Consider the following 25,144-nt stretch of genomic DNA (forward strand, 5'->3'; position numbering starts at 1 on the left):
AACTCGCTTCAATTTTATCCGGACTGTTCCTTATTGCAAGCGCAACGGTTATGCTTAGTGGCTATGAATAAAACACATCTCACTACACATAAGTTCGCCGACTTCGCGCTGGCGCCTCAGATCCTTGATGCACTGAGTGCACAAGGTTATCAATATTGTACGCCGATCCAGGCGCAAACTTTGCCGTTAGCATTAGCGGGCAAAGATATTGCCGGACAAGCTCAGACCGGTACTGGGAAAACCCTGGCCTTTCTGACAGCGACTTTTCACTATTTACTGAACCATGAGCCAAAAGGTTCAGGTCAGCCGCGCGCTATTATTATGGCGCCGACCCGTGAACTGGCCGTACAAATTCACAACGACGCAGAAGCGCTGGCAAAAAGTGCCGGTTTTAAGCTTGCTCTGATTTATGGGGGCGAGGGTTACGATTCTCAACGCCAGATGCTGGAAAAAGGTGCTGACATTCTGATCGGTACCACAGGCCGGCTCATTGATTACCTGAAACAAGGTCTGTATGACCTGTCGCAAATCCAGGTAGTAGTGCTGGATGAAGCCGACCGGATGTTCGATTTGGGCTTTATTAAAGACATCCGTTTTATGTTCCGCCGCATGCCACCTGCCACAGAACGGTTGAGCCTGCTGTTTTCTGCCACTTTATCTTATAAAGTGCAGGAACTGGCGTTTGAACAGATGAACCAACCAGAACATATCCACATCGCGCCGGAACAAATGACCGGCAGCCGCATCAGTGAAGAACTTTTCTATCCATCGAGCGACCACAAAATTCCATTGTTGTTGTCACTGATGGAAGAAGAGTGGCCGGATAAAGCCATTGTATTCGCCAATACTAAACACTGGTGCGAAGATATTTTCGCCTGGCTGGAAGCTGACGGTCACCGGGTTGGTATGCTGACCGGTGATGTTATTCAGAAAAAACGGCTGAAGATTCTCGACGATTTTACCAGTGGCAAGCTAGATATTCTGGTCGCGACAGACGTTGCGGCGCGTGGTCTGCATATACCAAAAGTCAGCCATGTGTTTAACTTTGATCTGCCGGATGACTGTGAAGATTACGTGCACCGGATTGGCCGGACTGGCCGCGCCGGCGAGAGCGGCAAAGCGATCAGTTTTGCCTGCGAACGTTATGCGCTGAATCTGACTGCCATTGAAGACTATATCAAACACTCAATCGCTGTTACTCAATACGATGCCAGTGCGTTATTGACCGATTTAGTGGTACCAAAGGCGCGCGTACGGCGTCGGATGGGCCAGCCAAGACCAGGTCAAAATCGTAGTGGTGGCCGTGGAAGTTCGAATGGACCAAGACCAGCTCGCACCCGACCTCGTTGATACCGGCTTTGTGCTGCCGGGTTCTACACAGCATCAGGATATTTATGCTGTGATTGATCTTGGCTCCAACAGCTTTCACATGTTGATGGTGAAAGTTGTTGGTGGCAGTGTGCAGGTGATTGGCCGCGTCAAACGCAAAGTGCGTCTGGCCAGTGGTCTGAATGACAATCTGGTCCTCAGTAAAAAAGCCATGACCCGTGGCTGGGAATGCCTGGCGCTGTTCGCCGAACGGTTGCAGGACATTCCATCAAATAATATCCGTATCGTCGGCACTGCGACGTTACGCCTCGCTCACAACGTCAAAGTTTTCCTGACCGAAGCTGAGAAAATCCTCGGCCACCGCATAGAAGTCATTTCCGGCGAAGAAGAAGCTCGACTGATTTACCTTGGTGTGGCCCATACATCCAGTTCAGACAGTAACCGGCTGGTGATTGATATCGGCGGTGCATCAACCGAGATGGTGATCGGCCACGGCTTTTCTCCGCTGCATCTGGCCAGCCTGCATATGGGCTGTGTCACTTATCTCGATCGATATTTCAGCGACGGTTTACTCAGCGAAGACAACTTTAATGCGGCAATTGCCGCCGCAGAAGCTGAAACCATAGGCGTCGCCGCTTTATTTCTCGGGACTGGCTGGCAGTTGTCAGTTGGCGCTTCCGGCACTGTGCAGGCGATGCAGGAAATTCTGGTCGGTCAGGGCATGGATGAAGTCATCACCCTAGCGCGGCTGGAGACCATCATGCAGCAGAGCATTGCCTGTGGTCAGATCGATAAGCTCGATATCGTCGGCCTGGCGCAGGAGCGCAAACAAGTGTTTGCGTCCGGGTTGTCGATCCTGATTGGCCTGTTCCGGCAGTTACATATTCCCGGCATGACGCTGTCCGGCGGTGCGCTGCGCGAAGGCATTCTGTACGGCATGTTGCCACAGTTGCAGCATACCGACGTCCGTAATCGCACTATTGCCAGTCTGATGGTGCGCTATTACATCGACCAGCAACACGCCAACCGTGTCGCAGAAATGGCGCTGCAACTGGCGCATCAACTGCAGGATCAATGGAACCTCGCTAAATTCGAAGGCCTGAGTATGCTGCGGGCAGGCGCTTTGCTGCACGAGCTGGGTTTACTCATCGAATACAAAAATCACCATCATCATGGTGCATATATTATTAGCCATACCGAATTGCCTGGTTTTACCCGTGCGCAGCAACAACTGCTGATGGCACTGGTATTTAATCACCGCGCCGATATTCAGCGTGACATTATTGCCAAGCAGACGATGACGTCGGTGTTGTTGGCGGTAAGGCTGACCCGACTTCTGCGTCTGGCGGTTATTTTGTCGATGCGGCGTAAGCATGAGGCGCTGCCCGAAGTGCAGATCAGTGCACAGGCCGAGGTGTTGTTGGTCGCATTGCCAAAAGGCTGGCTAGAGCAACATCCGTTAATGCGGGCTGAGCTGGAGCAAGAAGTCGCTTACCAGCAAGCCGCTGGCTGGCAACTGCAGGTACGTTGATCTCTTGTCCACAAATAAAGAAGGCCGCAATTGCGGCCTTCTTTATTTGTGGACAGTGCGACGCTCAGACCGATTGCTCTTTCAGCCAAATCGCCACTTTTTTCGCGAAATAAGTCAGGATGCCATCGGCGCCAGCGCGTTTAAACGCCAGCAGCGATTCCATCACCACCGGCTTTTCTGCCAGCCAGCCATTTTGAATCGCCGCGACATGCATCGCATATTCACCGCTGACCTGATAAGCAAAAGTGGGTACGCCAAATTCATCTTTGACCCGACGGACAATATCCAGGTAAGGCATGCCGGGTTTCACCATCACCATGTCGGCGCCTTCTTCCAGATCCATCGCCACTTCACGTAACGCTTCATTGCTGTTGGCTGGGTCCATTTGGTAGGTTTTTTTATTGCCACCTTTTAAATTGCCGGCCGAGCCGACGGCATCACGGAATGGGCCATAGTAGCTCGATGCATATTTGGCCGAATACGCCATGATGCGGGTGTTGACATAACCTTCAGCTTCCAGCGCTTCGCGAATGGCGCCAATGCGGCCATCCATCATATCCGACGGTGCAACAATATCGGCACCGGCCGCCGCGTGTGACAGCGCCTGTTTGACCAATGCATCGGTGGTGATGTCATTCAGCACATAACCTTTGTCGTCGATAATGCCGTCCTGACCGTGTGTGGTGAACGGATCGAGTGCGATGTCGGTGATGATGCCGAGCTCCGGTACGTGCTGTTTCAGCAAGCGCACTGCGCGTTGTGCTAAACCTTCCGGGTTCCAGGCTTCTTCTGCGGCCAGCGATTTTTTATCTGCAGCGGTCACCGGGAAAATGGCGATAGCCGGAATGCCTAAAGCTGCCAGTTCACGCGCTTCAAGCAACAACAGGTCCAGCGTCATGCGTTCAATGCCAGGCATCGAAGCGATGGTTTCGCGTTTATTGTCACCATCGATAATAAACATCGGGTAAATCAGATCGTTGACAGTGAGTTGGTGTTCGGCCATCAGCCGGCGGCTGAAATCGTCGGCACGCATCCGGCGCAGACGGCCGGCAGGGAAATAACTAGAGTTCGGATTCATCCGCAGTTCCTTCGGTTGGTTCGGTCACAGGCTGTCCGGCGGCTGTTTCTGCTGCTGGCGCCGGCGTCAGTTGAACCTGATTGCGCCCGGCATGTTTGGCGCGATACAGCGCTTCGTCGGCGGCCTGAATATAATTGCTGCTGACCATAGCAGATTCGGCGATGGCGGCATAACAACCTGCGCTGATCCGGACACTCAGCGCGCCAATCTCCGTATCAAACGGCGTATCGGCGATGCTCTGACGGATCTGCTCGGCCAATGCCACCACGCCGTCGGCATCAGTATTTGGCAGGATCAGCGCGAATTCTTCGCCACCGTAGCGGCAGACATGGTCACTGGACCGCTTCAGTAAAGACTGAATACGCTGTGCGACCCCACGGATCACCGCATCACCGGCAAGATGACCATGTTGGTCGTTAATTTGTTTGAAGTGGTCAATATCCAGCATCACCAATGCCAGCGGGCGTTGTTCCCGCCGGCTACGCTTCATTTCTGCTTGGATTTTTTTGTCAAAATACGCGCGGTTGCGCACGCCGCTGAGCGCATCCAGCGTGTTCTGTTCTTCCAGCGCGCGGTTTTTCTCACCCAGTTCGGTTAGCGCCACCTGTAACTCCAGTGTGCGGGACTGAATACTGTCTTCTAATCGTTCAGCTGTTTCGCGCTGCCAGATCAATTGCTTGCGATAGACCACTAAAGCGCAGAGCGCTGCACCGATGCTGACACTCAGACTGGTGACAAAGATGAATAACCACGGAAATTGTAACAGTGGGCTGAAGAAAAAAAGTACAGGCTGGAAATCAGGCATCGGCGTTTATCCCGAACAGCTGCAGGGCGTTCTGCCGGCTGGCTGTTGCAACAGCACTGAGTTCCAGCTGCAGCAACGCGGCGACTTTTGCGCCGATAGCGGGCAAAAAGGCTGGTTCATTGCGCCTGTTCTTCGGTTTGTCGGTCAAATTGCGCGGTAACAAATAAGGTGCATCCGTTTCCAGGACCAAGCGGTCCAGCGGCACATAGTTCAACGCCTGTTGCAACGACTGACCCCGGCGTTCGTCACACAGCCAGCCGGTAATGCCGATGTATAAACCGAGGTCCAGATAGGCGCGCAACTCAGTTTCATCACCGGTAAAACAATGGGCAATGCCATGGTTGATTTGGTGCGACTGCAGCAGAGCGATCTGGTCGGCAAAAGCGTCACGTTCATGTAAGTAAACCGCTTTTCGCTGTTGTTTGGCAAGAGAAAGTTGGGCAGAAAACACGCGAAGCTGCTGCGCTTTTTCAGAGAACATCCGGTTAAAATCCAACCCGCATTCGCCAACTGCAACCACATTAGGTTGCTGCAGTTGTTGTTCCAGCTGTATCAGCCAATCGGCGCTGACGTGGTCGGCCTGATGCGGGTGCACACCGGCGGTGGTGTAACAGCCGGTTTGTTGCCGGCAGAATTGGACATTATCAAGGGTTTCGCTGAGGTCACTGCTGATCAGCAGCAGCTCATTAACACCGGCCTGTTGTGCCTGCATGACGACTTGCTGGCGATCGGCATCAAACTGTGCACTGAACAGATTAACGCCAGCATCAAACCAGCGAGCAGGGTCAGTCGACACGACGCACCCGGATCTTGCGGTTGCTGCGGCCATTATTCAGCAGGAAAGAACCCAACATGGCGCGCTCAATAGTACAAACGTCACCGGCTTTGATATCCAAACGACTATCGTCGCTTTGTAACCAGATTTGACCATTTTGCATGGTGATTTCGGCACGGCCTTTTTTTGTGAGCCGCACTGATTTCACTTCGAGACGTAAGTCGTCCACTTGTTGTTCCGGTGCGCGGTTTTCCAGGCCAAAACTATCGACAGGATCTGCTGCCGGGGTTACTGTTGCAGGCACAGCAGGCACAGCAGGCACAGCAGGCACAGCAGGCACAGCAGGCACAGCAGGCACAGCAGGCACAGCAGGCACAGTGCTCAGGCCACGAGCCAGCTGGTCATAACATTGCAGGCGGGCCTGCTCCTGCGACTTCGTCAGACATTGTTGCAGCTGTGTGCTGAGATCGGCGCTCTGGGCCTGGGCTGTGCCGACCATCAAACCGGTTATCAACCACATGTGGTGCATATCTACTCCTGTCTTGTTGTTGCGTATCCAGTCCGCAATCTTTATTTTTTATGGTCAGGTTCGAACGCTCAATCAGCACACCGATTGGGCTGACACAGCGTTATTGCAGCCGCTTTACCTTGATTGCTTTACGGCCTTGCTGACATTTCATGGTAAAGGAGCCAAACATACCGCTGCTGATCACGCAGCTGTCACCAGCACTGACTTTCAGGAAAGCCTGATCCAGTTGCAGCCAGCGCTGACCATTGCTCATCGTCAGCAGTAATTTTTGGCGTGAGTCCTGTGCCACAGTTTTAACCTGCACGGTTAAATCAGCAATGGCAGACTCAATGGTCTCACCACTGGTGCCAAACAAGGCTTCATCACGGTTTTGCGCCGTTACTGCTGCAGCGACAGGTGCGGCCTTTGCTGTTGCCAGTGGTTGCGGCGCTGCTGGAGCAACAGTCAAGGTATTGGTCTGGGTGGTAGCGGTGTCGGCTAACTGGTCATAACATAACAAGCGCGCGTTGGCGTCAGTCAGGGCGCGACACTGTTGCAGTGAGTTTGCCGCTGCCTGCGTTGCGATAGACAAGCTGCAAACCACTACAAACGCGGGAAAACAACGCATGTACAGACTCCCGTTATTCGGTTTTTTCTTCCGGTTGTTCGTCTTCCGGATCGGCTGGTCTTTCATAAAACCGGCCCAGCCAAATGCCAATTTCGTACAAAATACACATCGGCACTGCCAGCAAGGTTTGAGACAACACGTCTGGTGGGGTCAGAAACATCGCGACGACAAAGGCAATTACAATAAAATACGGCCGTTTTTCAATCAGTGTCGCTCTGTCCATCACGCCAGACCAAATCAACAGCAACATAGCCACCGGAATTTCAAAGCTGAGGCCGAAGGCGAAGAACATCTGCAGGACAAAATCGAGATAGGTACTGATATCCGGCGCATTAACCACACCTTCCGGCGTGACGCTGGTAAAAAAGCCAAAAACCAAAGGAAATACAAAGAAGTACGCAAAAGAAATGCCGGCATAAAACAACAATGTCGACGACACAATCAGCGGCGCTATCAAATGTTTTTCTTTGTTGTATAAAGCCGGCGCGACAAAACTCCAGATTTGATACAACACATAAGGGATCGCCAGCACAAATGCGACGATAAAGGTCAGCTTAAAAGGCACAAAAAACGTCGAGGCCACGCCGGTGGCGATCATCGTGGTGCCTTTGGGCAAAGACGCCAGCAGTGGCAGCGCCAGCATGTGATAAATGTCGTTAGCGAAATAGGCCAGACTTAAAAACAGCAATACCACCGCAGCAATAGATTTCAGCAGGCGGTTACGCAGTTCAATCAGGTGCCCCATCAGGCTGTTGGGGTCATGACGATGTTTTTTGCTCATTCACTTGTGCTGTGTGGTTATTGCTGGCAGGTGCAGCAGCCGGGGCTGTTGCTGCGGATGGCGGAACTGAAGTTACCGGTGTTGCTGCGGCGAGGACAGGAGCCGGCGTCGCTGCAATTTGTACTGGTGCCGCCGCGCTGAAGCCGCTTGGGGGTTCAGTGGTTGGCATTGTGTTGCCTTGACCATAAGGATTGTTCACGTCGGCAGCGGCCTGACGCAATTCCGCCAGTGCATTAATTTCGTCGGCGGATAAACCTAGCAAGCCTTTTTCTTCAGCCTGGCGCAGTTTTTCATGCAGTTCATGCACACGCAGCTCGTCTGACAATTCCGACTTCATCTGATGGCCAAATTGCCGGATGGAGCGGATAGTGCCAGTGACTGAGCGGATTGCGCCCGGCAGCTTTTCTGGCCCTAACACCAGTAAAGCTACCACGCCAACAACAACCAGTTCCCAGAAGCTCATCAGTGCTTATCTTGAACCTGATTGACCGGTGCTGCTGCTGGCTGCGCAGGCGTAGTCGTTTGTTGTGCAGCTGGCTGTGTCGCGGCAGTTGGCTGTGCAGTCACTGCCGGGTCACGTTTTACTTCAGCTGGAAATGTCGCGTCCTGTTCAGTGTTTTCTTCAGAATCTTTAATTGAACTCCGGAATCCACGAATAGCAGAACCCAAATCGTTGCCGATGTTACGCAACCGTTTGGTGCCAAACAGCAACACAATAATCACCAGAATAATCAGTAATTGCCAAATACTTACGCCGCCAAGACCCATAATATGTACTTCCTCAGAGTAAAAACCGTTCCAGTATACGCTTGTTGTCTAACCGAACTCCATGCCCGGTTTCGCGAACGATGCCGATTCTATAAAAAAATTATGACAAAATCGCTTTGATAGCGCCGATACAACCAACCACAAAGGCGGCAAGCGCTAACCCTGAGTGGCCGAGTGCCAGCAGGATGGTCGCGCTGACGACAAAAGCTGCCGCCAGAATCACCAGTTTCAGGCTTTTGCCTTGTTCCAGCTGCTTGAGCTGCAGTTGTTGCAATTGGCTTAGTAGCTGTTGCTGAGAGCGCGGATGTTGTTGCAGGTAACTATGTAGCAGCGTCGGCATTTCCGGCAGTTTCTCGGCCCAGAACGGCAGATTCTCTTTAATTTGCCGCAGCACAGCCCAGGGTCCCATTTGCTGTTTGACCCAGTTTTCCAGAAATGGCTTTGCGGTCTTCCACAGATCCAGCTGCGGATACAACTGTCGGCCCAGCCCTTCTATGTACAGCAAGGTCTTTTGCAGCAGCACCAACTGTGGTTGTACCTGCATGTTGAAGCGTCGCGCGGTATTAAACAGATTCATCAGCACCTGACCAAAAGATATGTCGGCCAGTGGCTTTTGGAAAATCGGCTCGCATACAGTCCGGATCGCGCTTTCAAATTCTTCAATCGACGTATCTGCCGGCACCCAGCCGGAATCGACATGCAGCTCTGCCACCTTGCGGTAATCGCGATTAAAAAAGGCGACAAAATTTTCCGCAAGATAACGTTTGTCTTCGCGGTTCAGGGTGCCGACAATACCACAATCGATGCCAATATATTGTGGGTTCAGTGGTTTGTCCGCGGCGACAAAAATATTGCCGGGATGCATGTCGGCATGGAAAAAACTGTCGCGGAATACCTGAGTGAAAAAGACTTCAACGCCGCGTTTAGCCAGTAATTCCATGTCGGTGCCATTGGCGATGAGCCGTTCGGTTTCTGAGACCGGAATACCGTAAATCCGCTCCATCACCATCACGTTAACCCGGCTGTGGTCGCTGTACACAAATGGAATATACAGCGACTCAGAGCCCTCGAAATTGCGCCGCAGTTGAATGGCGTTCGCGGCTTCGCGTTGTAAATCCAATTCATCCAGAATGGTTTTGCGATACTCGGCGACGACTTCTCGTGGCCGCAGGCGTTTGCCATCCGGTAAAAAGCGAGCTGCTGCGATGGCTAAATCGGCCATCAGTTCCAGATCTGCCAGAATTTGCTGTCGGATGTCCGGCCGGATCACTTTGATCACTACTTCCGGCTCTGTGCCGTCTGGCAGGCGAAGCCGCGCCGTGTGCACTTGCGCCACGGATGCTGATGCCAGTGGTTTTATTGCAAAATCAGCGAACAACTCATTGATATCATTCAGACCTAACGCCTGTTCTATCAGGCGCTGAGCTGCGTGGCCATCAAAAGGTGCCACTTGATCTTGCAGTTTGGCCAGTTCGTCGGCCAGTTCTGGTGGGAACAAATCACGTCGTGTTGATAACATCTGACCAAATTTGACCCAAACCGGCCCGAGGCTTTGCAGTGCAAGGCGCAGCCGCATGCCCGGGCTTTGCTCAGGATGACGGTTACGCAACCAGAACAGCGCAGTACGCAGCGGAGCCAGCCACCAGGGCCGTCGCGCCTGCGGGATCAGCTCGTCTAAGCCGTATTGCAACAAGGTTTTAATGATCTGGTAAAAACGACTGATACTCATGAGGACGCCTGTAGCTGCGGGAGCAGGCCAGCAAGCTGGCGTTGTAATAATTCGGTACGGCCAGCCAAAGTACTGACCTCCCGGCTGAATTGCTGAACCTCGGCTGCGACCGGCGTCAGACGTAATTCATCCTGTGCCAGTTCCTGAATGGTCTGGTCAGCCTGTTGCAGATAATTACGGATGCCCTGTTGCAGCGCGGCAATGGCGCGGGCTGTTTTGTGGGCAACTGCATCACCCAACAAGGCCGATAGTTTCTCCTGCCAGTCCGGGTTCAGCTGTTGGAAAAACTGCGAGAATTGCTGCAAAGTCTGCAGGTCCCCGTCAATTTGTAATTTATTTTCGCGGATCAGCCGCGTCAGCTGGCTCGGATCTGACAATTGCTGCAAGGCGCCGAATTCAGTTTCTACGGCACAATCCACGACTTCCTGATGGCTGTTCAGCCAGATGCCGTTCGGCTGAGCGGTCAGCACCAGCCGTATATCGATGCCGCGTAAACACACTGCTAATTGTTTGCCTTGTAGCCGCTGTAGTCGCATTAAAGCGTCCGGATCCATGCTGATCAGTGGATTCAGGACTTTCTCGCCGAGCGTACAGAGCAGGCCGGGCCACAGCAGTTTTAACATGATGATTTCCGTCAGAATTTATAACCGCGGTGTAACGCGACGATGCCGCCGGTCAGATTGTGGTAGCTGGTCTCGCTGAAACCGGCTTGTTCCATCATCTGTTTCAGTGTTTCCTGATCCGGGTGCATCCGGATCGATTCCGCCAAATATTGATAAGATTCGCGGTCATTAGCGACCAGCTGACCCATCGCCGGCAATAGCTTAAAGGAATACACGTCATACACTTTGCTGAGCCAGGCTTCAGTTGGTTTGGAAAATTCCAGTACCAGTAACCGGCCACCCGGTTTTAGTACGCGGAACATCGAGCGCAGTGCAGCGTCTTTATCAGTGACGTTACGCAGGCCAAACGCGATGGTTATGATGTCAAAGCTGTTGTCGGCAAATGGCAGCGCTTCGGCATTGGCTTGTACATAGCTGATATTGTTGACGAGGCCCAGATCACGCAGTTTGTCTTTACCGACATTGAGCATCGATTCGTTAATATCTGCCAGTACGACCTGACCGGTCGGACCAACCCGGCGGGAAAACAATGCGGTCAGATCACCGGTACCACCGGCTAAATCCAGCACTTTCTGACCCGGACGAACACCACTGCAGTCAATCGTGAAGCGTTTCCACAACCGGTGAATACCCAATGACATCAGGTCGTTCATCACATCATATTTGGCGGCAACACTATGAAATACGTTGGCAACCAGCGAGACTTTGTCATCGCGCGCAACAGTTTTAAAACCAAAGTGAGTACTGTCTTGATTGCTAGAATGCTGTTGTTCGGACATGAAATTGCCTTAGCCAGAAGAAGTTGGCGCTAGTGTAAAAGATCCTCGGGCAGAGTCCAACCGAAAGCGGTAGATCAATTGTCGCGGATCAAGTCGAACCGTTGTGTTACGACAATTTCGCCGTTGACGATCAGGTGTAGTTGATGGGCGCCGGCATAGTGCTTACGCGTCGTCAAATCAGCAAAACGATATGATTTTTGCAGCGACAGCATGCCCGGCCCCTGTTCCCGTTGGGTCCACTGAAATACTTTGTGGCGTTTGGCACCGTTCTTTGAAGCAAAATCAATGGCATATTCCACACGGAGCGGCGATGGGCCGTCGGTAAGCGTCAATGCAACGTGAAATTGCAGCGTCTCGCCATAATTTACCGCCGACTGTTCAAGCTTCAGCGTGGCGTTGACGAGTTGCCGCGGGGCACAGTCGAATAATGCCAGCGCCGCGCTGTTGCGTTGTTTCAACAAACCACGTAATGCGTGTTTTAAGATCCAGTCGGTATGCACGTGGGCACCACGCCATTGCTGTGCCAGTTGCAGCACCAATGCCGGGTGATCTTTACTGATATCATTGAGGTTATTGGCAACACTGCGCCGGACATAATCTTCCGGATCCTGCTTCAGCGCCTGCAACACCGGTAAAATCGGTGTCGGATCAGCGATAAACTGCGGCAAAGCCTGGCCCCAGGGCAAACGCGGCCGGCAACCTTCAGACGCGAGCCGGCGATGATGCACATTGGCCGACTGGCTCCAGATTTGCAGTTGTTGCAGGCTCTGGTCAGGATAAGCGCGGAAAAATGGCCGGATGGCGAATTCAGCGGTGGAATAACAGGTGAAGTGTGCCAGCGCCTGCATCGACGTTGAGAAGTTATCAAGACCAAACTGCTCAACGATATCGGGAAAAATAAAGCCGGGCAGGCCGGTGATCTCTGTGCTGACCGGTTGTAGCAGCGTGCACGCCTCGGCAAAAGGCACATCAAGTTGATGGTACAAGGTGGTCGAAATCCGCCGCACCCGTTGCTTCAGGCTTTGCTCAGCGTACTCTGCATCCCACAAAGCATTAATAAATCGGCTTGAGTCAAACGCGGTATGCTGTTGTTGTACTGAAGTTGCCAGACGCTGCAGTAGCGGCAGGTCTAACAGGTCTTTGAGAAGTGGTGCACTCATCGTGCTTACAGCATGGCTTCAGTGGCGACCTGATTGCGGCCGCGTTTTTTCGCGATACTGAGAACCTGATTGGAGCGTGCCAAAAACTGATGCCAGTTTTCTTGTGCCTGATATAACGCCACACCTAAAGAGATAGTCACTTTTGGCAGGGCTTTTTTACTGCGGGAAGAGACAAAACGCAGTTTCTCTACGCCCCGGCGCACTTGCTCAGCAATTTCGCTGGCAGTGCGCAGGTCGACATCGGGCAGCAAGATCAAAAATTCTTCACCGCCCGCACGCACCGGCAGACCACTTTCCTGCACGTAAGCACTGATTTTCTTCGCCACTTTCGACAGGATCACGTCACCGATGTTGTAGCCATAATCCTGATTAAATTGCTTAAAGTGGTCTAAATCAACAGCAATGGCAGCGATCCGCCGCTGCGGGTTTTCTGCCAGCCATTGGTCGATATGTTCTTGCATCGCCAACCGGTTATACAAACCTGTTAATGCGTCGACGTGGCGTTCGCGTTTGAGCTGCTCTAATTCTGCACGTAACTGATAACTCTGGTCATTGGATTGTGCCAGCTGGTCGCGCAGCTTTTGCTGAGTGGCTTTGAGTTCGTAGGTCGCGCTCATGATCCGGCTGATGGTGTCGCGAGCCTGCACAGGGGTGTCAGTTTTCAACGCAACCAAACTATGATCCAACACATCGATATAGTCGTGGATCGCTTCGCCGGCTTGTTCAGATTGTTGATTCAGCGTGCTGACCATCTTATACACAGCCGCAATCATCTGCTCGTTCTGGCGACCGGTCGGGACTATGTAGTTGCTGTACAATTCGGTCATGACGAAGTCGTCAAACGGGATACGGGCGCTGAGTTTGTCTTCGATCGCCTGACATAATTCAGCGATCACACCGCTGATATATTCATAGGCGACCGTGAAGTTTACCGGGTGAGCGGCCAAACGATGCCGCTGCAGGAAGGCTATGGCTAATGCCGCCTTCTCGCTCGCTTGCTCGATTGAATCCTGATACATCATGCCAAGTAAAACTCCAATGGATACTGCATAGACTTAGCGTAACTTAAGGCCGATATGTTACGGAAATGCCATGCCAACGCAAGCACTGCAGGGAAATTACAGCGCTGTCATCGTTAAAATAACGGGACAAGTGGATCCCGCCAAGCGTTTTTTATCTGTTTCCTACACTTTTTTCAAATTATTCAGGTATTTGCTTTGTATCAGAACCTGAATATACGTCGACCGCAGACTAAATCGGTTCAACAGGCAGAAATGCAAGTTGGTTAGCGACTGAGCGACGTGCAGAATTGTATACAATCAATCGACATAATTAGCCATTTGGATTGCCAGATATGAAGCAAAAACTGTTGGTTGCCCTCTGTTGCGCCACTTTGATCTCCTGTGCACAACAGCCTGCAAACTCCCCCGTTGATTTTGACCGCTTTGCCAATGATTGGTGGGAAAAGGTTGGTCAGGTGCAGCCGAATACCAAATCAGGGTTACCCGACATGTCTGCGGCTGCGTTGGAGAAAGCCCAAAAGCAACGTTTACTGCTGATCGCAGAGCTGAATAAAACCAACGTCAGTCATCTATCAGAACAACAGAAAATCAATTTCGCTATCCTGCAATACCGGTTGCAGAATGATATCGATGAATATCGGTATGGCGCCCATTTCATGCCGTTGACCGCTGAATCAGGCTTCCACAGCGACGTGCTGTTTATGCTGAATATGTCGTCAGTGAAAACAGACAAGGATGTACAGGCATATCTGGAGAAACTGGCAGCATTACCCACTTACATGCAGCAACAGATCAGCTGGATGCAGCAGGGGCTGAAAACCGGCTATACCCAACCCAAAGCCGTGTTGGCAGGATACGAAGACAGCATCAAATCTTTTATTACGGTCGATCCGACAAAAAGTCCGTTTTACCGGCCATTACTGAAGCAACCAGCAGACACGGATGCCACGCGCTGGCTGGCGCTGCAGCAACAAGCTAAAACCCTGATCACCAGCCAGATCACACCGGTGTATCAACAATATCTGGATTTTTTTGTCGGCCAGTATGTACCGGGAGCCCGGGATAATATCGCCGCAGTTGCACTGCCGGATGGCGCCGCCTTTTATCAAAACCGGTTGGAGCATTACACCACACTGAAAATGACGCCACAGCAGGTACATGATATTGGTCTGAAAGAAGTGGCGCGAATTCGGGCTGAGATGCAGCAGGTTATTGATAAGACAGGATTTAAAGGCAGTTTCGCCGATTTCGTGCAGTTCCTGCGGACTGACCCGCAGTTTTATGTCAACACGCCGGAACAATTGCTGAAAGAAGCCGCGTATCTGTCGAAAAAAATTGATGCGCAGCTGCCAAAGTTGTTTAAAACCTTACCACGCACACCGTACGGTGTAGAGGCTGTACCGGCTGAGATCGCACCTAAATACACCACAGGCCGCTATTCAGGCGGTCGCGCTGCAGGCGATCCAGGGTTTTATTGGGTCAACACCTACGCGCTGGACCGCAGGCCCTTGTACGAACTGGAAGCTCTGACATTGCACGAAGCGGTGCCCGGCCACCATTTACAGGTCGCACTGGCCAATGAACAGGAAAGTTTGCCTGCGTACCGGCGCAGTTTTTACACGTCTGCGTTTGGTGAAGGCTGGGGTTTGTACTCTGAATATCTTGGCCTGGAAGTGGGCTTTTATCAGGACCCGTACAGCAATTTCGGCCGCCTGACTTATGAAATGTGGCGTGCTTGTCGTCTGGTCGTTGACACCGGTATGCATACTATGGGCTGGAGTCGGCAGCAGGCTATTGATTATCTTGCACAAAATACCGCTTTGTCGATGCACAATGTCACGACTGAAGTTGACCGTTATATCAGCTGGCCAGCTCAGGCGCTGTCCTACAAACTCGGTGAGCTGACCATTAAACGGTTGCGGCAAAAAGCAGAATCTGTGCTAGGAGAAAAATTCAACGTACGCGAGTTCCATGATGCTGTGTTGTCCAATGGTAGTGTACCGTTGCCAGTTCTGGAACAGCAGATAGATTTGTATATCGAGCAGACTCGATAAGATGGCAAGGGAACAATGGTTGGTCAGCGCTGGCTGACTAACCACTGTTTGTGTTAAATTTCAGTACATTATCTGTCATTGATTGGGAAAATTGTTGTGGTTTGGTGGGTTCTCGCCTTTGCTTGTCTGCTGGTATTAATGGTCGTGATGTTGGTCAGGACCGACAGCCTGGCCTCTGAACACAAACGGTTGTTAGCGCAGTTCAGACTGTTAGATCAGGAGTCTTCGCAGGTTCAGCAATTTACCTATGAGTTGGCTGAGGAATTTAGCCAGTTTTTGTTGCTGCAGCTTGGTAGCGTCCGGCGGATGAGTCGTCTGGCAGAAGATGAGATGTATATCTTTGAACTAGCAATCCAATTGATCCCAACCTTATGTAAGGAAATGTCCAGCCGCCAACTGGCATTGCAGCCCGCGTTGCAGCGTGCACTGAAATTACATGCAGATCTTGAATATTCGGCTGTTGAAGCCGTCATTGGCAAACATGGTCGATTAATTAACGGCTGGCAAAAGCAAAATTTTGCAGGGTATTTACAGATGTGTCAGCAGATGTACTTGTTGGCAAAAGAGTTTTCACATAAAGATGTACAGAGACCGACGCAAGCAAGTGTCAGCAATTGAACGGTAATCTTAACTTCGGAATGAAATCGTCGGGGTAGTATCGATTTGACCATCCTGATCAACCGCAGCCAGACGTTCGCCAGATCTCAACACCGCCATACTGAAGCTTGGGCTGCGGCGAACAAATGCCAGTTCGTAGCCAAAGCGTTGTAACTCAGACACCGAAAATTTTTGTGCGATATTCAATCGATCCCAAAAGTAGTTGAGATCCCTTTCTTCTGCGCGTCTGTCTTCAGCTACAGCGACCATGTTAACAACTCCGTCTTAAGTCGGCTACAGATCCTCCTTCGAGGTGCACTTTAGACTCTAAGCCTTTGCCGCCAAAAGTACAAGGTCAAATTCTGCATTTGTTGCCGGCATAATCGACAATCTGTTGCCTTTTTTCAACAATTGCATCTCCGCTAGCCCTTCTACTGCGCGTAGGTCTGCCATGGACAGGATCTGCGGGAACTTCCGGACAAATCCAACTCTGACGGCTACCCAGGGCGCTTTGTCTGCACTGGATTTTGGGTCGTAGTAGAGGCTGTCGGCGACAAACTGACTGGGATCGGTAAATGCTTCAGCAATAACGGTGGCGACACCCGCAATACCGACTGCAGCACAGCTGGAATGGTGGATCAGCACCATATCACCGGTTTTTACCTGATCCCGCAGGAAATTACGCGCCTGATAGTTGCGTACGCCTTCCCAGATCACGCCTGTGGAGCCCGCTGCTTCGATATCCGCAATACTGCATTCCGCAGGTTCAGTTTTAAACACCCAATACATAGGCTGCTGATTTTTCATTTTGTAATCATTGTAGGTAAATTATCACTGTCGTACTTGCACAGCAAGGTCAGGCGGGGTAAGTTAGATGTTGCATTATTGATAACAAGGAAACACTATGTTCAAGCCGAAATGGATGTTGTTGCTGGGTTGTATAAGCTTGGCAGCTTGCACATCAACACCACCAGAAACCGCGTCTGCCGCTAAGCCGACCAGCGCACCAGCCAAAGTGGCGGTGGTGAAGTCATATAATAAAGACACGGACAAAAACGCTGTCGTGTGTCGCAAAGAAAAAACGCTGGGAAGCAATCGTACCGTGAAAGTCTGTAAAACAATTGCCCAACAGAATGATGAGCGTAAACAAGCACAACAAATGGTCAATGACCGCACTTTACAACAGTCGCTGGGCGGTGGCGGCTGAGTAAGAAACTTGGCACTTTGGCCGATGTTCCTGCAAAATAGTAGCTTATCCCGCATTTTGAGGAACATCGGATGAGCCAGGTACTGTCAGATCTGTTGTCGCTGTTGAAGTTAGAAACTATCGAATACGGCCTGTATCGCGGGCAGAGTCAGGACCTCGGATTTAAAGCGGTCTTTGGTGGTCAGGTCATGGGGCAAGCCTTGTCTGCCGCTAAAGAGACCATCCCGGAAGACCGGAAAGTCCATTCTTTTCACTCGTATTTTTTGCGGCCCGGTGATGCAGCCAGACCTATTGTCTATGAAGTCGAAAACATCCGTGACGGCAAAAGCTTCAGTACGAGGCGCGTCAGTGCGATCCAATACGGCAAGCCAATCTTTTATCTGACGGCATCCTTTCAGGCTGATGAACCGGGATTTGCGCATCAGGATTTGATGCCACAAGTGCCTCAACCTGAAGAGTTAGTCTCAGATCTGGAGTTTTATCGCGAGCATGCTGCTTCGATCCCGGAATCGATCCGTAGTAAATTTATCTGTGAAAAGCCTATCGAGATGCGTTCGGTGGCCTTTCACAATCCGTTCAGGCCGCAAGTGAGTCAAGCCAAACGCCACGTTTGGTTTAAAGCCAATGGCGCGATGCCGGATGACTTGCGAGTACACAAGTATTTATTGGCGTATGCGTCTGACTTCAATTTCCTGCCGACTGCGCTGCAGCCGCATGGAAAATCTTTTATGGCGCCGAATATGCAGGTGGCCACAATTGACCATGCGATGTGGTTTCATGAAGATTTCCGCTTCGACGACTGGTTGTTGTACTCGGTGGACAGCCCGAGTGCATCCGGCGCCCGGGGGCTGGTGCGGGGGCAGTTTTTTAACCGTGCCGGTACTTTAGTTGCGTCGACGATGCAGGAAGGCGTGATCCGTAGTTACGACAAAGCAAAGGGCGAGTGATCGCCCATTTGTCGCTTGGGGCCGATCCTAAACGGATTGACTGCCAATTTGGCGGATACTGGCATTGACGGTCGCACTGAGCAGTTGCTGGATTTGCTGATCCAATCCGTCAAAGCTTTCACTGATCTGCAGTTTGTATTGCGCATCCGCATGGATATAACCCAGATCTTTCAGTGCATTAATCAGCGTGACAAACAGACGCTTGTCGTGAAACTCCGGCGAGTCGAGTCCATGTAACGTCGACAGCCGCAGCGCCAGCTGGTGTGCCTTTTGCTCCAGTGCGTCACGTTCCATCGGTTCAGCGCCGCGGATAAGCTGCAGGACCATACTGTACCTTTGCAAGACCGCATCAGCCAGACAGGCCAGCAATTCCAGCTGGGCGCGTTTTGGTTCGGCCACGCTGAACATATCGGTTTCTGCCTGACAGTCAATCAGACCTTCCTGTTGCATAAATTGAATCAGGCTATCGACATAGTGACTGAGATGCTGAGGGGCCAGGAATAGTTCTTGCTCCAGCAACGGCTGCAGCTGTTGAGTTAACTGCAGCAAAGCATGCCTGGTCTGTGGTTGTTGTAACAAAGCTGTAGCGAGAATCGCCGGTATCATAAACAAATGACTGATATTACTGCGGTAATAGCTCATCAGCACTTGATCATGTGGTGCAAATCGTACCAAAGCGCCGAAGTCATCCTGCTCAATCTGCACTTTTTGCAGCCGCTCGGCATGCTGTAATAATTCGGTCGCAGAGCCTGCCGCCAGTGTCACATTTGCATGATAAGGCGCGTCGCGTAACAGTCGCAGATACAACTCCATTTGCGCCAGCAGTTGCGGCTTTGGCAACACCTGTTGCGGTGCGGCCAGAATACAAGTTGCCAGCAGATTCACGCTGTTGACAGCGGCACTTTGATTAATCCGCAGCATCACCTGATGGGCTAGTACTGACACGACCGGGTTCAGCCAGTCTGGTCTTGGCGGTTCCAGCGGGTCAATGGCAGTTTTCCAGTCGGGCACTTGTTGTTGCAAAAACTGATTCAGTGACAGCGGTTCGCCAAAATTTACAAAGCCAAAACCATAATTTCTGAGCTTTGTCGCGGCTTTGACAATACCAAACGCAGATTCTTTCGCTTTATGAGTGCCTTTGAGTTCACGTAAATAAGTGCCCACTTCCATCACATGTTCGTAACCGAGATAAACCGGCACGATAGTGACCGGCCGGTCAATGCCACGCAGCATCGCTTGAATAGTCATGGCAAGCATGCCGGTTTTGGGCTGTAACAGCCGGCCAGTGCGGCTGCGACCGCCTTCGCTGTAGTATTTTACCGCATAACCTTTGCGGAACAATTGCGTCAGATATTCGCGAAATACCGTTGAATACAGCTTATTACCACTGAAACTGCGCCGGATAAAAAACGCACCGCCCCGACGAAACGCTTTGCCGATTGGCCAGAAATTCAGGTTAATACCGGCTGCAATATGCGGTGATGCCAGACCTTGCTGATAAATCACATAGCTGAGCAGCAAATAGTCCATATGACTGCGGTGACAGGGCAGATAAACAATCTCGTGCCCGCGCTGAGCCAGCTCTCGTACTTGTTCGTTATTGCGAACCTGGATACCGGTATAGAGTTTGTCAAACAACCAGCGCAAAAAGCGCTCGCCAAGCCGCACTGTGGATTCACGTTGATCAGCGGCAATTTCTTCGAGCAACAAGAGTGCTTCCTGTCGGGCTGCCGGCAATGGTATTTGTTTCTGCAGCGCTTCTTCTTCAATGGCTTGCCGAACGGAGGCGGACCCTAATAACGCATTAAACAGGGCGGCACGGTCAGGCTGGCGCGGGCCGGTTGCGGCAAGTTGTTGGCGATAGAAATGGAAACGAGCCATCCGCAACAACTTATGCGCAGTATCAGCCGCCGCCCCATATTGGCCGGCCATGTCCCGTAATGACAATGCATCGGAAAATTGTACCAGCGTATGGCGGCCGGAAATGAGCACTATCAACAGCTTACGTAGCCAGTTTGGTGCGGCTTGTTCACCAATAATGGCTTTGACGCTAGCTTCTTTGCCAGGAGCGCGGCCCCAATTGATCGAAACCGGTATGAGTTGAGCATCCTGGGTATGATCCAGATGAGCTTCTAACAGCTGCTGACCAATTTGCAGCGCTGCAGATGGGTTCTGATGCCCACTGAGGGTTTTTGGATTTTCCAGATACAATGTGCGCGGCAAGCGCACTGAACCCAGTTGCACTTCGTCATCCGGTGCTGGTAATCCCAGCTGGCGGCAGACCCGCATCAACGTAGCCAGATCGCTGGCTGAAGATACTTTGGTGATGTAAAACAAAGGCTTGTCTGCACTCAATGCAGACTGAGGTGGCGGGGCTGCAACAATTTTGCACTGCACCAGCGGTTTGAGTGGCCAATAAAGCATCCTGGCCAAAAAAGTGAGTCGGGCGAACATAAGAAACCTGCAAAAACGACAGCCCGCTACTGTAGCACGGAATGAAAAACAGCGCCAAATTCAGGTCTTACCAGTAAATTGTGCCTTAACGCGCTTGGCACACCGCTTTTCACTGTATATACTCCCAGTATCCACTGTATAGGCATTCAGCATCATGCGACCACTTACACCACGACAAGCCGAAATTCTGCAACTTCTGAAAGATTATCAGGCCCAGACCGGGATGCCACCGACGCGAGCGGAAATCGCAACACAGCTCGGATTTAAGTCGGCAAATGCTGCTGAAGAGCACTTAAAAGCGCTGGCAAAAAAAGGTTTTATTGAAATGTTGCCGGGCACTTCACGGGGGATCCGCCTCATCGAAGATACCACTGAAGTGGCGGCCAATGAGCCGGAAATTCAGGGACTGCCACTGATTGGCCGGGTGGCTGCCGGTCAGCCGATTCTGGCAACACAACATATTGAACAATACCATCAGATCGATGCCAACTTGTTTCATCCATCAGCTGATTTCCTGCTTAAAGTGTCTGGCATGAGTATGAAAGACATCGGCATTCTGGATGGTGATTTACTGGTTGTGCACAAAACAACAGAAGCCAGGCAAGGTGAAGTGATAGTTGCGCGGGTCGATGAAGATGTCACCGTGAAGCGATTCCGCAAGGAGGGGCAGTTTGTTTACTTACACCCTGAAAACCACGACTTTAATGTGATAAAAGTAGACTTAACCCAGCAGTTCTTTGCAATTGAAGGTTTAGCCGTCGGAGTTGTCCGTACTCAGACCTGGTGATTTTTAAAACAAATCATTGATTTACACAGATGCGCCACAGTTTTAGACATTGTGGCGTTTTTTTTCATTCTCACCTTGGCTTTTCACGGAATCTGTCTAATTCTTAACCAGAACCGGCCAAAACAAATGGTCAACTAGAAGGCCAAGGGCGGTTTCTTACAGGAAAAAATAACAACGATAAGTTGCAGAATCGGGATGCAAAGCGGTGGGCGCGTCGGATTCTGGCAACAGTTTATGCAAACTGACAGAGGAGACGTGCTGTGGCGAACACGATGGTAAGTCGTTGCTCGCTGCTGGCCTTGTTGTGTGTCGATTCGGCTATTGCCGCAGAAATGCCCCTGAATATGACCAAGGGGGTTACGGAGATAAGTCAGCAGGTGTATGACCTGCATATGACTATTTTCTACATTTGTTGCGGAATTGGCCTGGTGGTCTTTGGAGCTATGTTTTGGTCCATTGTCCATCATCGCAAAGCAAAAGGTGTGCAGCCTGCGCAATTTCATGAAAGTACCAAAGTTGAACTGCTTTGGACTGCAATTCCCGTCGTTATTCTGGTGTTAATGGCAATCCCCGCCACCCAGACGCTCATTGCGATGGAAGACACCACTAAATCCGAGGTGACGGTATTGGTCACCGGCTCACAATGGAAATGGCACTACAAATATCTTGAATACCCGGTGGAGTATTATTCGCTACTCGCGACACCTGCCAAACAAATCCAGAACAAACTGCAGAAAAACGAAAATTATTTACTGGAAGTTGACCGCCCACTGGTGATCCCGACTGGTAAAAAAGTTCGTTTTCTGATGACTTCAGACGATGTGATCCATTCCTGGTGGGTGCCTGCTTTTGCGGTGAAAAAAGATGCCAATCCAGGGTATATCAATGAAGCCTGGACTCAGGTCAATGAGCCAGGGACATATCGTGGCCAGTGCGCTGAGCTGTGCGGCAAAGACCACGGTTTCATGCCGATCGTGGTCGTCGCAAAAACGCCCGATGATTTTAACCGGTGGATTGAGGCCGAAGGGGTAAGGCTGGCCAAACTCAAAGCGGCTGAGCAGGAATTGCTGTCGATGCAAATGACGATGGCCGAGGCGATGACATTGGGGGAGAAAGTTTATCAGGGTTATTGTGCTGCATGTCATCAGGCCGGTGGCACGGGTCTACCTGGCGTATTTCCGGCACTCAAAGGCAGTAAAATGGCAACCTTAGCTGACCAAAAAGCCGCGCACATCAACATTGTGCTGAACGGAAAGGCGGGCACAGCGATGCAGGCATTTGGCAAACAGTTAAGCCTGCAGGAAATTGCTGCGGTGATTAGCTATGAGCGCAATGCCTGGGACAATAATACCGGCGATCTGATCCAGGCAGTTGACATACAGGCCGCGAAAAATGGACAGAAGGAGTAAGGCATGAGCACAATCTCAACTGAGCCACATCATCACGCCGACCATGGTCATCACCATCCACCAGCGGGTCTGAAACGCTGGTTTTATACGACAAACCACAAAGATATCGGGACTTTATATCTGTTATTTGCGCTGACCATGTTTTTTATTGGTGGTGCGATGGCCATGGTGATCCGTGCCGAACTGTTCCAGCCCGGCTTACAACTGGTAGAGCCAGCATTTTTCAATCAGATGACCACAGTGCATGGTCTGATCATGGTGTTCGGTGCTGTGATGCCGGCTTTTACCGGACTGGCTAACTGGTTAATCCCGATGATGATTGGGGCGCCGGACATGGCATTACCACGGATGAACAATTGGAGTTTCTGGATCCTGCCGTTTGCTTTTGCCATTCTGCTGATGTCACTGTTTATGGAAGGTGGCGGGCCTGGTTTCGGCTGGACGTTCTATGCACCACTGTCAACCAAATACAGCGGTGACAGCACAGCTTTATTTGTATTTTCGGTACATATCATGGGTATTTCGTCGATTATGGGCGCAATCAATGTGATAGTGACCATCTTTAATCTGCGTGCTCCAGGCATGAGCTGGATGAAAATGCCATTGTTTGTCTGGACCTGGCTGATTACGGCATTTTTGCTGATTGCAGTGATGCCTGTTCTGGCCGGTACCGTGACAATGGTGCTGACAGATAAGTACTTTGGCACCAGCTTTTTTGATGCTGCAGGTGGTGGAGACCCGGTCTTGTTCCAGCATATCTTCTGGTTCTTTGGTCATCCTGAAGTCTACATCATGATCCTGCCGGCTTTTGGCATCGTCTCCAGCATAGTTCCGACCTTTTCACGTAAGCCGTTGTTTGGTTATGCATCGATGGTCTATGCCACGTCCAGCATCGCTCTGTTGTCTTTCCTGGTCTGGGCACATCACATGTTTACCACCGGGATGCCGGTGTTTGCTGAGTTGTTTTTTATGTACTGCACCATGTTGATTGCGGTGCCAACCGGCGTGAAGGTGTTTAACTGGGTGGCGACAATGTGGCGCGGCGCACTGACGTTTGAAGTGCCGATGATGTTTGCTATCGCCTTTATCGTGTTGTTCACCATTGGCGGATTTTCTGGCTTGATGCTGGCTATTACACCGGCTGACTTCCAGTACCACGACACCTATTTTGTTGTCGCACATTTCCACTATGTATTAGTGACAGGTGCCATATTCTCCATCATCGCTGCGGCCTATTACTGGTTGCCAAAATGGACCGGACATATGTACGACGAGACGCTGGGGCAGTGGCATTTCTGGTGTTCGCTCATTTCTGTCAATGTGCTGTTTTTCCCGATGCATTTCGTTGGCCTTGCCGGTATGCCGCGCCGGATCCCGGATTATGCGCTGCAGTTCGCTGACTTCAATGCGTTGATTAGTATCGGCGGTTTTGCTTTTGGCTTGTCACAGCTGCTGTTTGTCTGGCTGCTGGTGAAATGTATCAAGGGCGGACCGGCGGCGACGGCGCAGGTTTGGGAAGGTGCGGAAGGGCTGGAGTGGCAATTATCGTCACCACCGCCTTATCACAGCTTTACGACGCCACCCGATGTGAAATAGGACCCACTTATGACGGCACCCAATCACAGACCACTGTTACTTAAACTGCTACTTATTACCGGAGGCATGTTTGGATTCGGTTATGCATTGGTGCCGTTGTACGACGTATTTTGTGATTTGACCGGGCTGAATGGCAAAACCAGCAGTATGGCTGCGACTGCAGACAAAGCGGTTACCGATCTGAAAAGACAGGTCACTATTGAGTTTCTGGCGAAACCGGATCCGAAAATGCCGTGGTTATTTCAGCCGCAAACCCGGCAAATTCAGGTGCATCCTGGCGAAATAAAATTGGTGTATTACGAAGCAGAAAATCCGACACAGGCATTGATGGTCGCACAAGCAGTGCCGTCAGTATCGCCCGGACAGGCTGCTTTATATTTTAACAAGATGGAATGTTTCTGCTTTCAGCGCCAGACTTTAAAAGCCGGCGAGAAATTGCTGATGCCTTTGCAGTTCTACGTAGATCCGGCGCTGCCGGAGCAGTTTTCAACCATTACGCTGTCTTACACGCTGTACGACGTAACCCAGCATAGTCCAGCTGCGCAAGTGGCTGCTGTTTATCAGACGGGGAAGTAAC

The 25,144-nt window shown here is 51.3% G+C and carries 26 protein-coding genes; 10 read left to right on the plus strand and 16 right to left on the minus strand.

Annotated features, from left to right (window positions below):
- Nucleotides 1–63: 63 nt before the first annotated feature.
- Entirely contained in the window at nucleotides 64–1,350 is a 1,287-nt protein-coding gene (rhlB, locus tag ACQ66Q_RS14765; RefSeq protein ID WP_430457501.1) for an ATP-dependent RNA helicase RhlB, read from the plus strand.
- Nucleotides 1,316–2,860, plus strand: a complete 1,545-nt coding sequence (gene gppA, locus ACQ66Q_RS14770; protein ID WP_430457502.1) for a guanosine-5'-triphosphate,3'-diphosphate diphosphatase — start codon at nucleotides 1,316–1,318, stop codon at nucleotides 2,858–2,860. The genes rhlB and gppA overlap by 35 nt, the downstream gene beginning before the upstream one ends.
- A 64-nt stretch (nucleotides 2,861–2,924) precedes the next feature.
- Here gppA and hemB read toward each other — a convergent pair whose 3' ends face one another.
- From hemB to ACQ66Q_RS14835, 13 genes are all read right to left on the minus strand, one after another.
- Nucleotides 2,925–3,938, minus strand: coding sequence for a porphobilinogen synthase (hemB, locus tag ACQ66Q_RS14775; protein ID WP_430457503.1), 1,014 nt, complete (start codon nucleotides 3,936–3,938; stop codon nucleotides 2,925–2,927).
- Nucleotides 3,922–4,743 (minus strand): GGDEF domain-containing protein, encoded by an 822-nt coding sequence (locus tag ACQ66Q_RS14780; protein ID WP_430457504.1) that lies wholly within the window; start codon nucleotides 4,741–4,743, stop codon nucleotides 3,922–3,924. Before ACQ66Q_RS14780 ends, hemB begins: the two co-directional genes overlap by 17 nt.
- Entirely contained in the window at nucleotides 4,736–5,539 is an 804-nt protein-coding gene (locus ACQ66Q_RS14785) for a TatD family hydrolase (protein ID WP_430457505.1), read from the minus strand. The genes ACQ66Q_RS14780 and ACQ66Q_RS14785 overlap by 8 nt, the downstream gene beginning before the upstream one ends.
- Nucleotides 5,529–6,047 carry a hypothetical protein gene (locus tag ACQ66Q_RS14790; RefSeq protein ID WP_430457506.1) on the minus strand — a complete coding sequence of 173 codons (519 nt, stop codon included), beginning with the start codon at nucleotides 6,045–6,047 and terminating at the stop codon, nucleotides 5,529–5,531. Before ACQ66Q_RS14790 ends, ACQ66Q_RS14785 begins: the two co-directional genes overlap by 11 nt.
- Before the next feature lie 100 nt (nucleotides 6,048–6,147).
- Complete coding sequence (locus ACQ66Q_RS14795) at nucleotides 6,148–6,654, minus strand: hypothetical protein (protein ID WP_430457507.1); 507 nt, start codon at nucleotides 6,652–6,654, stop codon at nucleotides 6,148–6,150.
- Nucleotides 6,655–6,667: 13 nt separating this feature from the next.
- Entirely contained in the window at nucleotides 6,668–7,435 is a 768-nt protein-coding gene (tatC, locus tag ACQ66Q_RS14800) for a twin-arginine translocase subunit TatC (protein WP_430457508.1), read from the minus strand.
- On the minus strand, nucleotides 7,413–7,898 hold the full coding sequence (gene tatB / locus ACQ66Q_RS14805; protein WP_430457509.1) for a Sec-independent protein translocase protein TatB: 486 nt from the start codon (nucleotides 7,896–7,898) through the stop codon (nucleotides 7,413–7,415). Before tatB ends, tatC begins: the two co-directional genes overlap by 23 nt.
- The gene (gene tatA, locus ACQ66Q_RS14810; RefSeq protein WP_377248880.1) at nucleotides 7,898–8,203 is read right to left on the minus strand and encodes a twin-arginine translocase TatA/TatE family subunit; all 306 of its coding nucleotides are present in this window, start codon (nucleotides 8,201–8,203) and stop codon (nucleotides 7,898–7,900) included. Before tatA ends, tatB begins: the two co-directional genes overlap by 1 nt.
- A gap of 100 nt (nucleotides 8,204–8,303) precedes the next feature.
- A complete protein-coding gene (ubiB, locus tag ACQ66Q_RS14815; RefSeq protein WP_377248877.1) occupies nucleotides 8,304–9,932 on the minus strand; it encodes a ubiquinone biosynthesis regulatory protein kinase UbiB in 1,629 nt (542 codons plus the stop codon).
- On the minus strand, nucleotides 9,929–10,555 hold the full coding sequence (locus tag ACQ66Q_RS14820; RefSeq protein WP_430457510.1) for a ubiquinone biosynthesis accessory factor UbiJ: 627 nt from the start codon (nucleotides 10,553–10,555) through the stop codon (nucleotides 9,929–9,931). Before ACQ66Q_RS14820 ends, ubiB begins: the two co-directional genes overlap by 4 nt.
- An 11-nt stretch (nucleotides 10,556–10,566) precedes the next feature.
- Nucleotides 10,567–11,334 (minus strand): bifunctional demethylmenaquinone methyltransferase/2-methoxy-6-polyprenyl-1,4-benzoquinol methylase UbiE, encoded by a 768-nt coding sequence (gene ubiE / locus ACQ66Q_RS14825; RefSeq protein WP_430457511.1) that lies wholly within the window; start codon nucleotides 11,332–11,334, stop codon nucleotides 10,567–10,569.
- A gap of 74 nt (nucleotides 11,335–11,408) precedes the next feature.
- On the minus strand, nucleotides 11,409–12,494 hold the full coding sequence (locus ACQ66Q_RS14830; RefSeq protein ID WP_430457512.1) for a DNA alkylation repair protein: 1,086 nt from the start codon (nucleotides 12,492–12,494) through the stop codon (nucleotides 11,409–11,411).
- 5 nt (nucleotides 12,495–12,499) lie between these two features.
- A complete protein-coding gene (locus ACQ66Q_RS14835; protein ID WP_377248865.1) occupies nucleotides 12,500–13,516 on the minus strand; it encodes a diguanylate cyclase domain-containing protein in 1,017 nt (338 codons plus the stop codon).
- 332 nt (nucleotides 13,517–13,848) lie between these two features.
- Between ACQ66Q_RS14835 and ACQ66Q_RS14840 the strand changes: the two genes are divergently transcribed.
- Together ACQ66Q_RS14840 and ACQ66Q_RS14845 are read left to right on the plus strand one after the other, a co-directional pair.
- A complete protein-coding gene (locus tag ACQ66Q_RS14840) occupies nucleotides 13,849–15,570 on the plus strand; it encodes a DUF885 domain-containing protein (protein WP_430457513.1) in 1,722 nt (573 codons plus the stop codon).
- Between the two features lie 96 nt (nucleotides 15,571–15,666).
- Entirely contained in the window at nucleotides 15,667–16,188 is a 522-nt protein-coding gene (locus ACQ66Q_RS14845) for a hypothetical protein (RefSeq protein WP_430457514.1), read from the plus strand.
- A gap of 9 nt (nucleotides 16,189–16,197) precedes the next feature.
- On the opposite strand, the gene ACQ66Q_RS14850 is transcribed toward ACQ66Q_RS14845, so the two are convergent.
- Both ACQ66Q_RS14850 and ACQ66Q_RS14855 read right to left on the minus strand, forming a co-directional pair.
- Nucleotides 16,198–16,437 (minus strand): hypothetical protein, encoded by a 240-nt coding sequence (locus ACQ66Q_RS14850; protein WP_377248856.1) that lies wholly within the window; start codon nucleotides 16,435–16,437, stop codon nucleotides 16,198–16,200.
- A gap of 57 nt (nucleotides 16,438–16,494) precedes the next feature.
- Nucleotides 16,495–16,974, minus strand: coding sequence for an EVE domain-containing protein (locus ACQ66Q_RS14855; protein WP_430457515.1), 480 nt, complete (start codon nucleotides 16,972–16,974; stop codon nucleotides 16,495–16,497).
- Between the two features lie 97 nt (nucleotides 16,975–17,071).
- On the opposite strand from ACQ66Q_RS14855, the gene ACQ66Q_RS14860 reads away from it, so the two are divergent.
- Nucleotides 17,072–17,374, plus strand: coding sequence for a hypothetical protein (locus ACQ66Q_RS14860; protein ID WP_430457516.1), 303 nt, complete (start codon nucleotides 17,072–17,074; stop codon nucleotides 17,372–17,374).
- Nucleotides 17,375–17,445: 71 nt separating this feature from the next.
- On the plus strand, nucleotides 17,446–18,321 hold the full coding sequence (gene tesB, locus ACQ66Q_RS14865) for an acyl-CoA thioesterase II (protein ID WP_377248847.1): 876 nt from the start codon (nucleotides 17,446–17,448) through the stop codon (nucleotides 18,319–18,321).
- 27 nt (nucleotides 18,322–18,348) lie between these two features.
- On the opposite strand, the gene plsB is transcribed toward tesB, so the two are convergent.
- Entirely contained in the window at nucleotides 18,349–20,775 is a 2,427-nt protein-coding gene (plsB, locus tag ACQ66Q_RS14870) for a glycerol-3-phosphate 1-O-acyltransferase PlsB (RefSeq protein ID WP_430457517.1), read from the minus strand.
- A gap of 154 nt (nucleotides 20,776–20,929) precedes the next feature.
- Between plsB and lexA the strand changes: the two genes are divergently transcribed.
- From lexA to ACQ66Q_RS14890, 4 genes are all read left to right on the plus strand, one after another.
- Nucleotides 20,930–21,562, plus strand: a complete 633-nt coding sequence (lexA, locus tag ACQ66Q_RS14875) for a transcriptional repressor LexA (protein ID WP_430457518.1) — start codon at nucleotides 20,930–20,932, stop codon at nucleotides 21,560–21,562.
- A gap of 260 nt (nucleotides 21,563–21,822) precedes the next feature.
- The gene (gene coxB, locus ACQ66Q_RS14880) at nucleotides 21,823–22,971 is read left to right on the plus strand and encodes a cytochrome c oxidase subunit II (RefSeq protein WP_430457519.1); all 1,149 of its coding nucleotides are present in this window, start codon (nucleotides 21,823–21,825) and stop codon (nucleotides 22,969–22,971) included.
- Between the two features lie 3 nt (nucleotides 22,972–22,974).
- On the plus strand, nucleotides 22,975–24,567 hold the full coding sequence (gene ctaD / locus ACQ66Q_RS14885; protein ID WP_430457520.1) for a cytochrome c oxidase subunit I: 1,593 nt from the start codon (nucleotides 22,975–22,977) through the stop codon (nucleotides 24,565–24,567).
- Between the two features lie 9 nt (nucleotides 24,568–24,576).
- Nucleotides 24,577–25,143, plus strand: a complete 567-nt coding sequence (locus ACQ66Q_RS14890; RefSeq protein ID WP_430457522.1) for a cytochrome c oxidase assembly protein — start codon at nucleotides 24,577–24,579, stop codon at nucleotides 25,141–25,143.
- Nucleotide 25,144: the final 1 nt, after the last annotated feature.

Source organism: Rheinheimera sp. (genome assembly GCF_965283995.1).
Classification (GTDB): Bacteria; Pseudomonadota; Gammaproteobacteria; order Enterobacterales; family Alteromonadaceae; genus Pararheinheimera.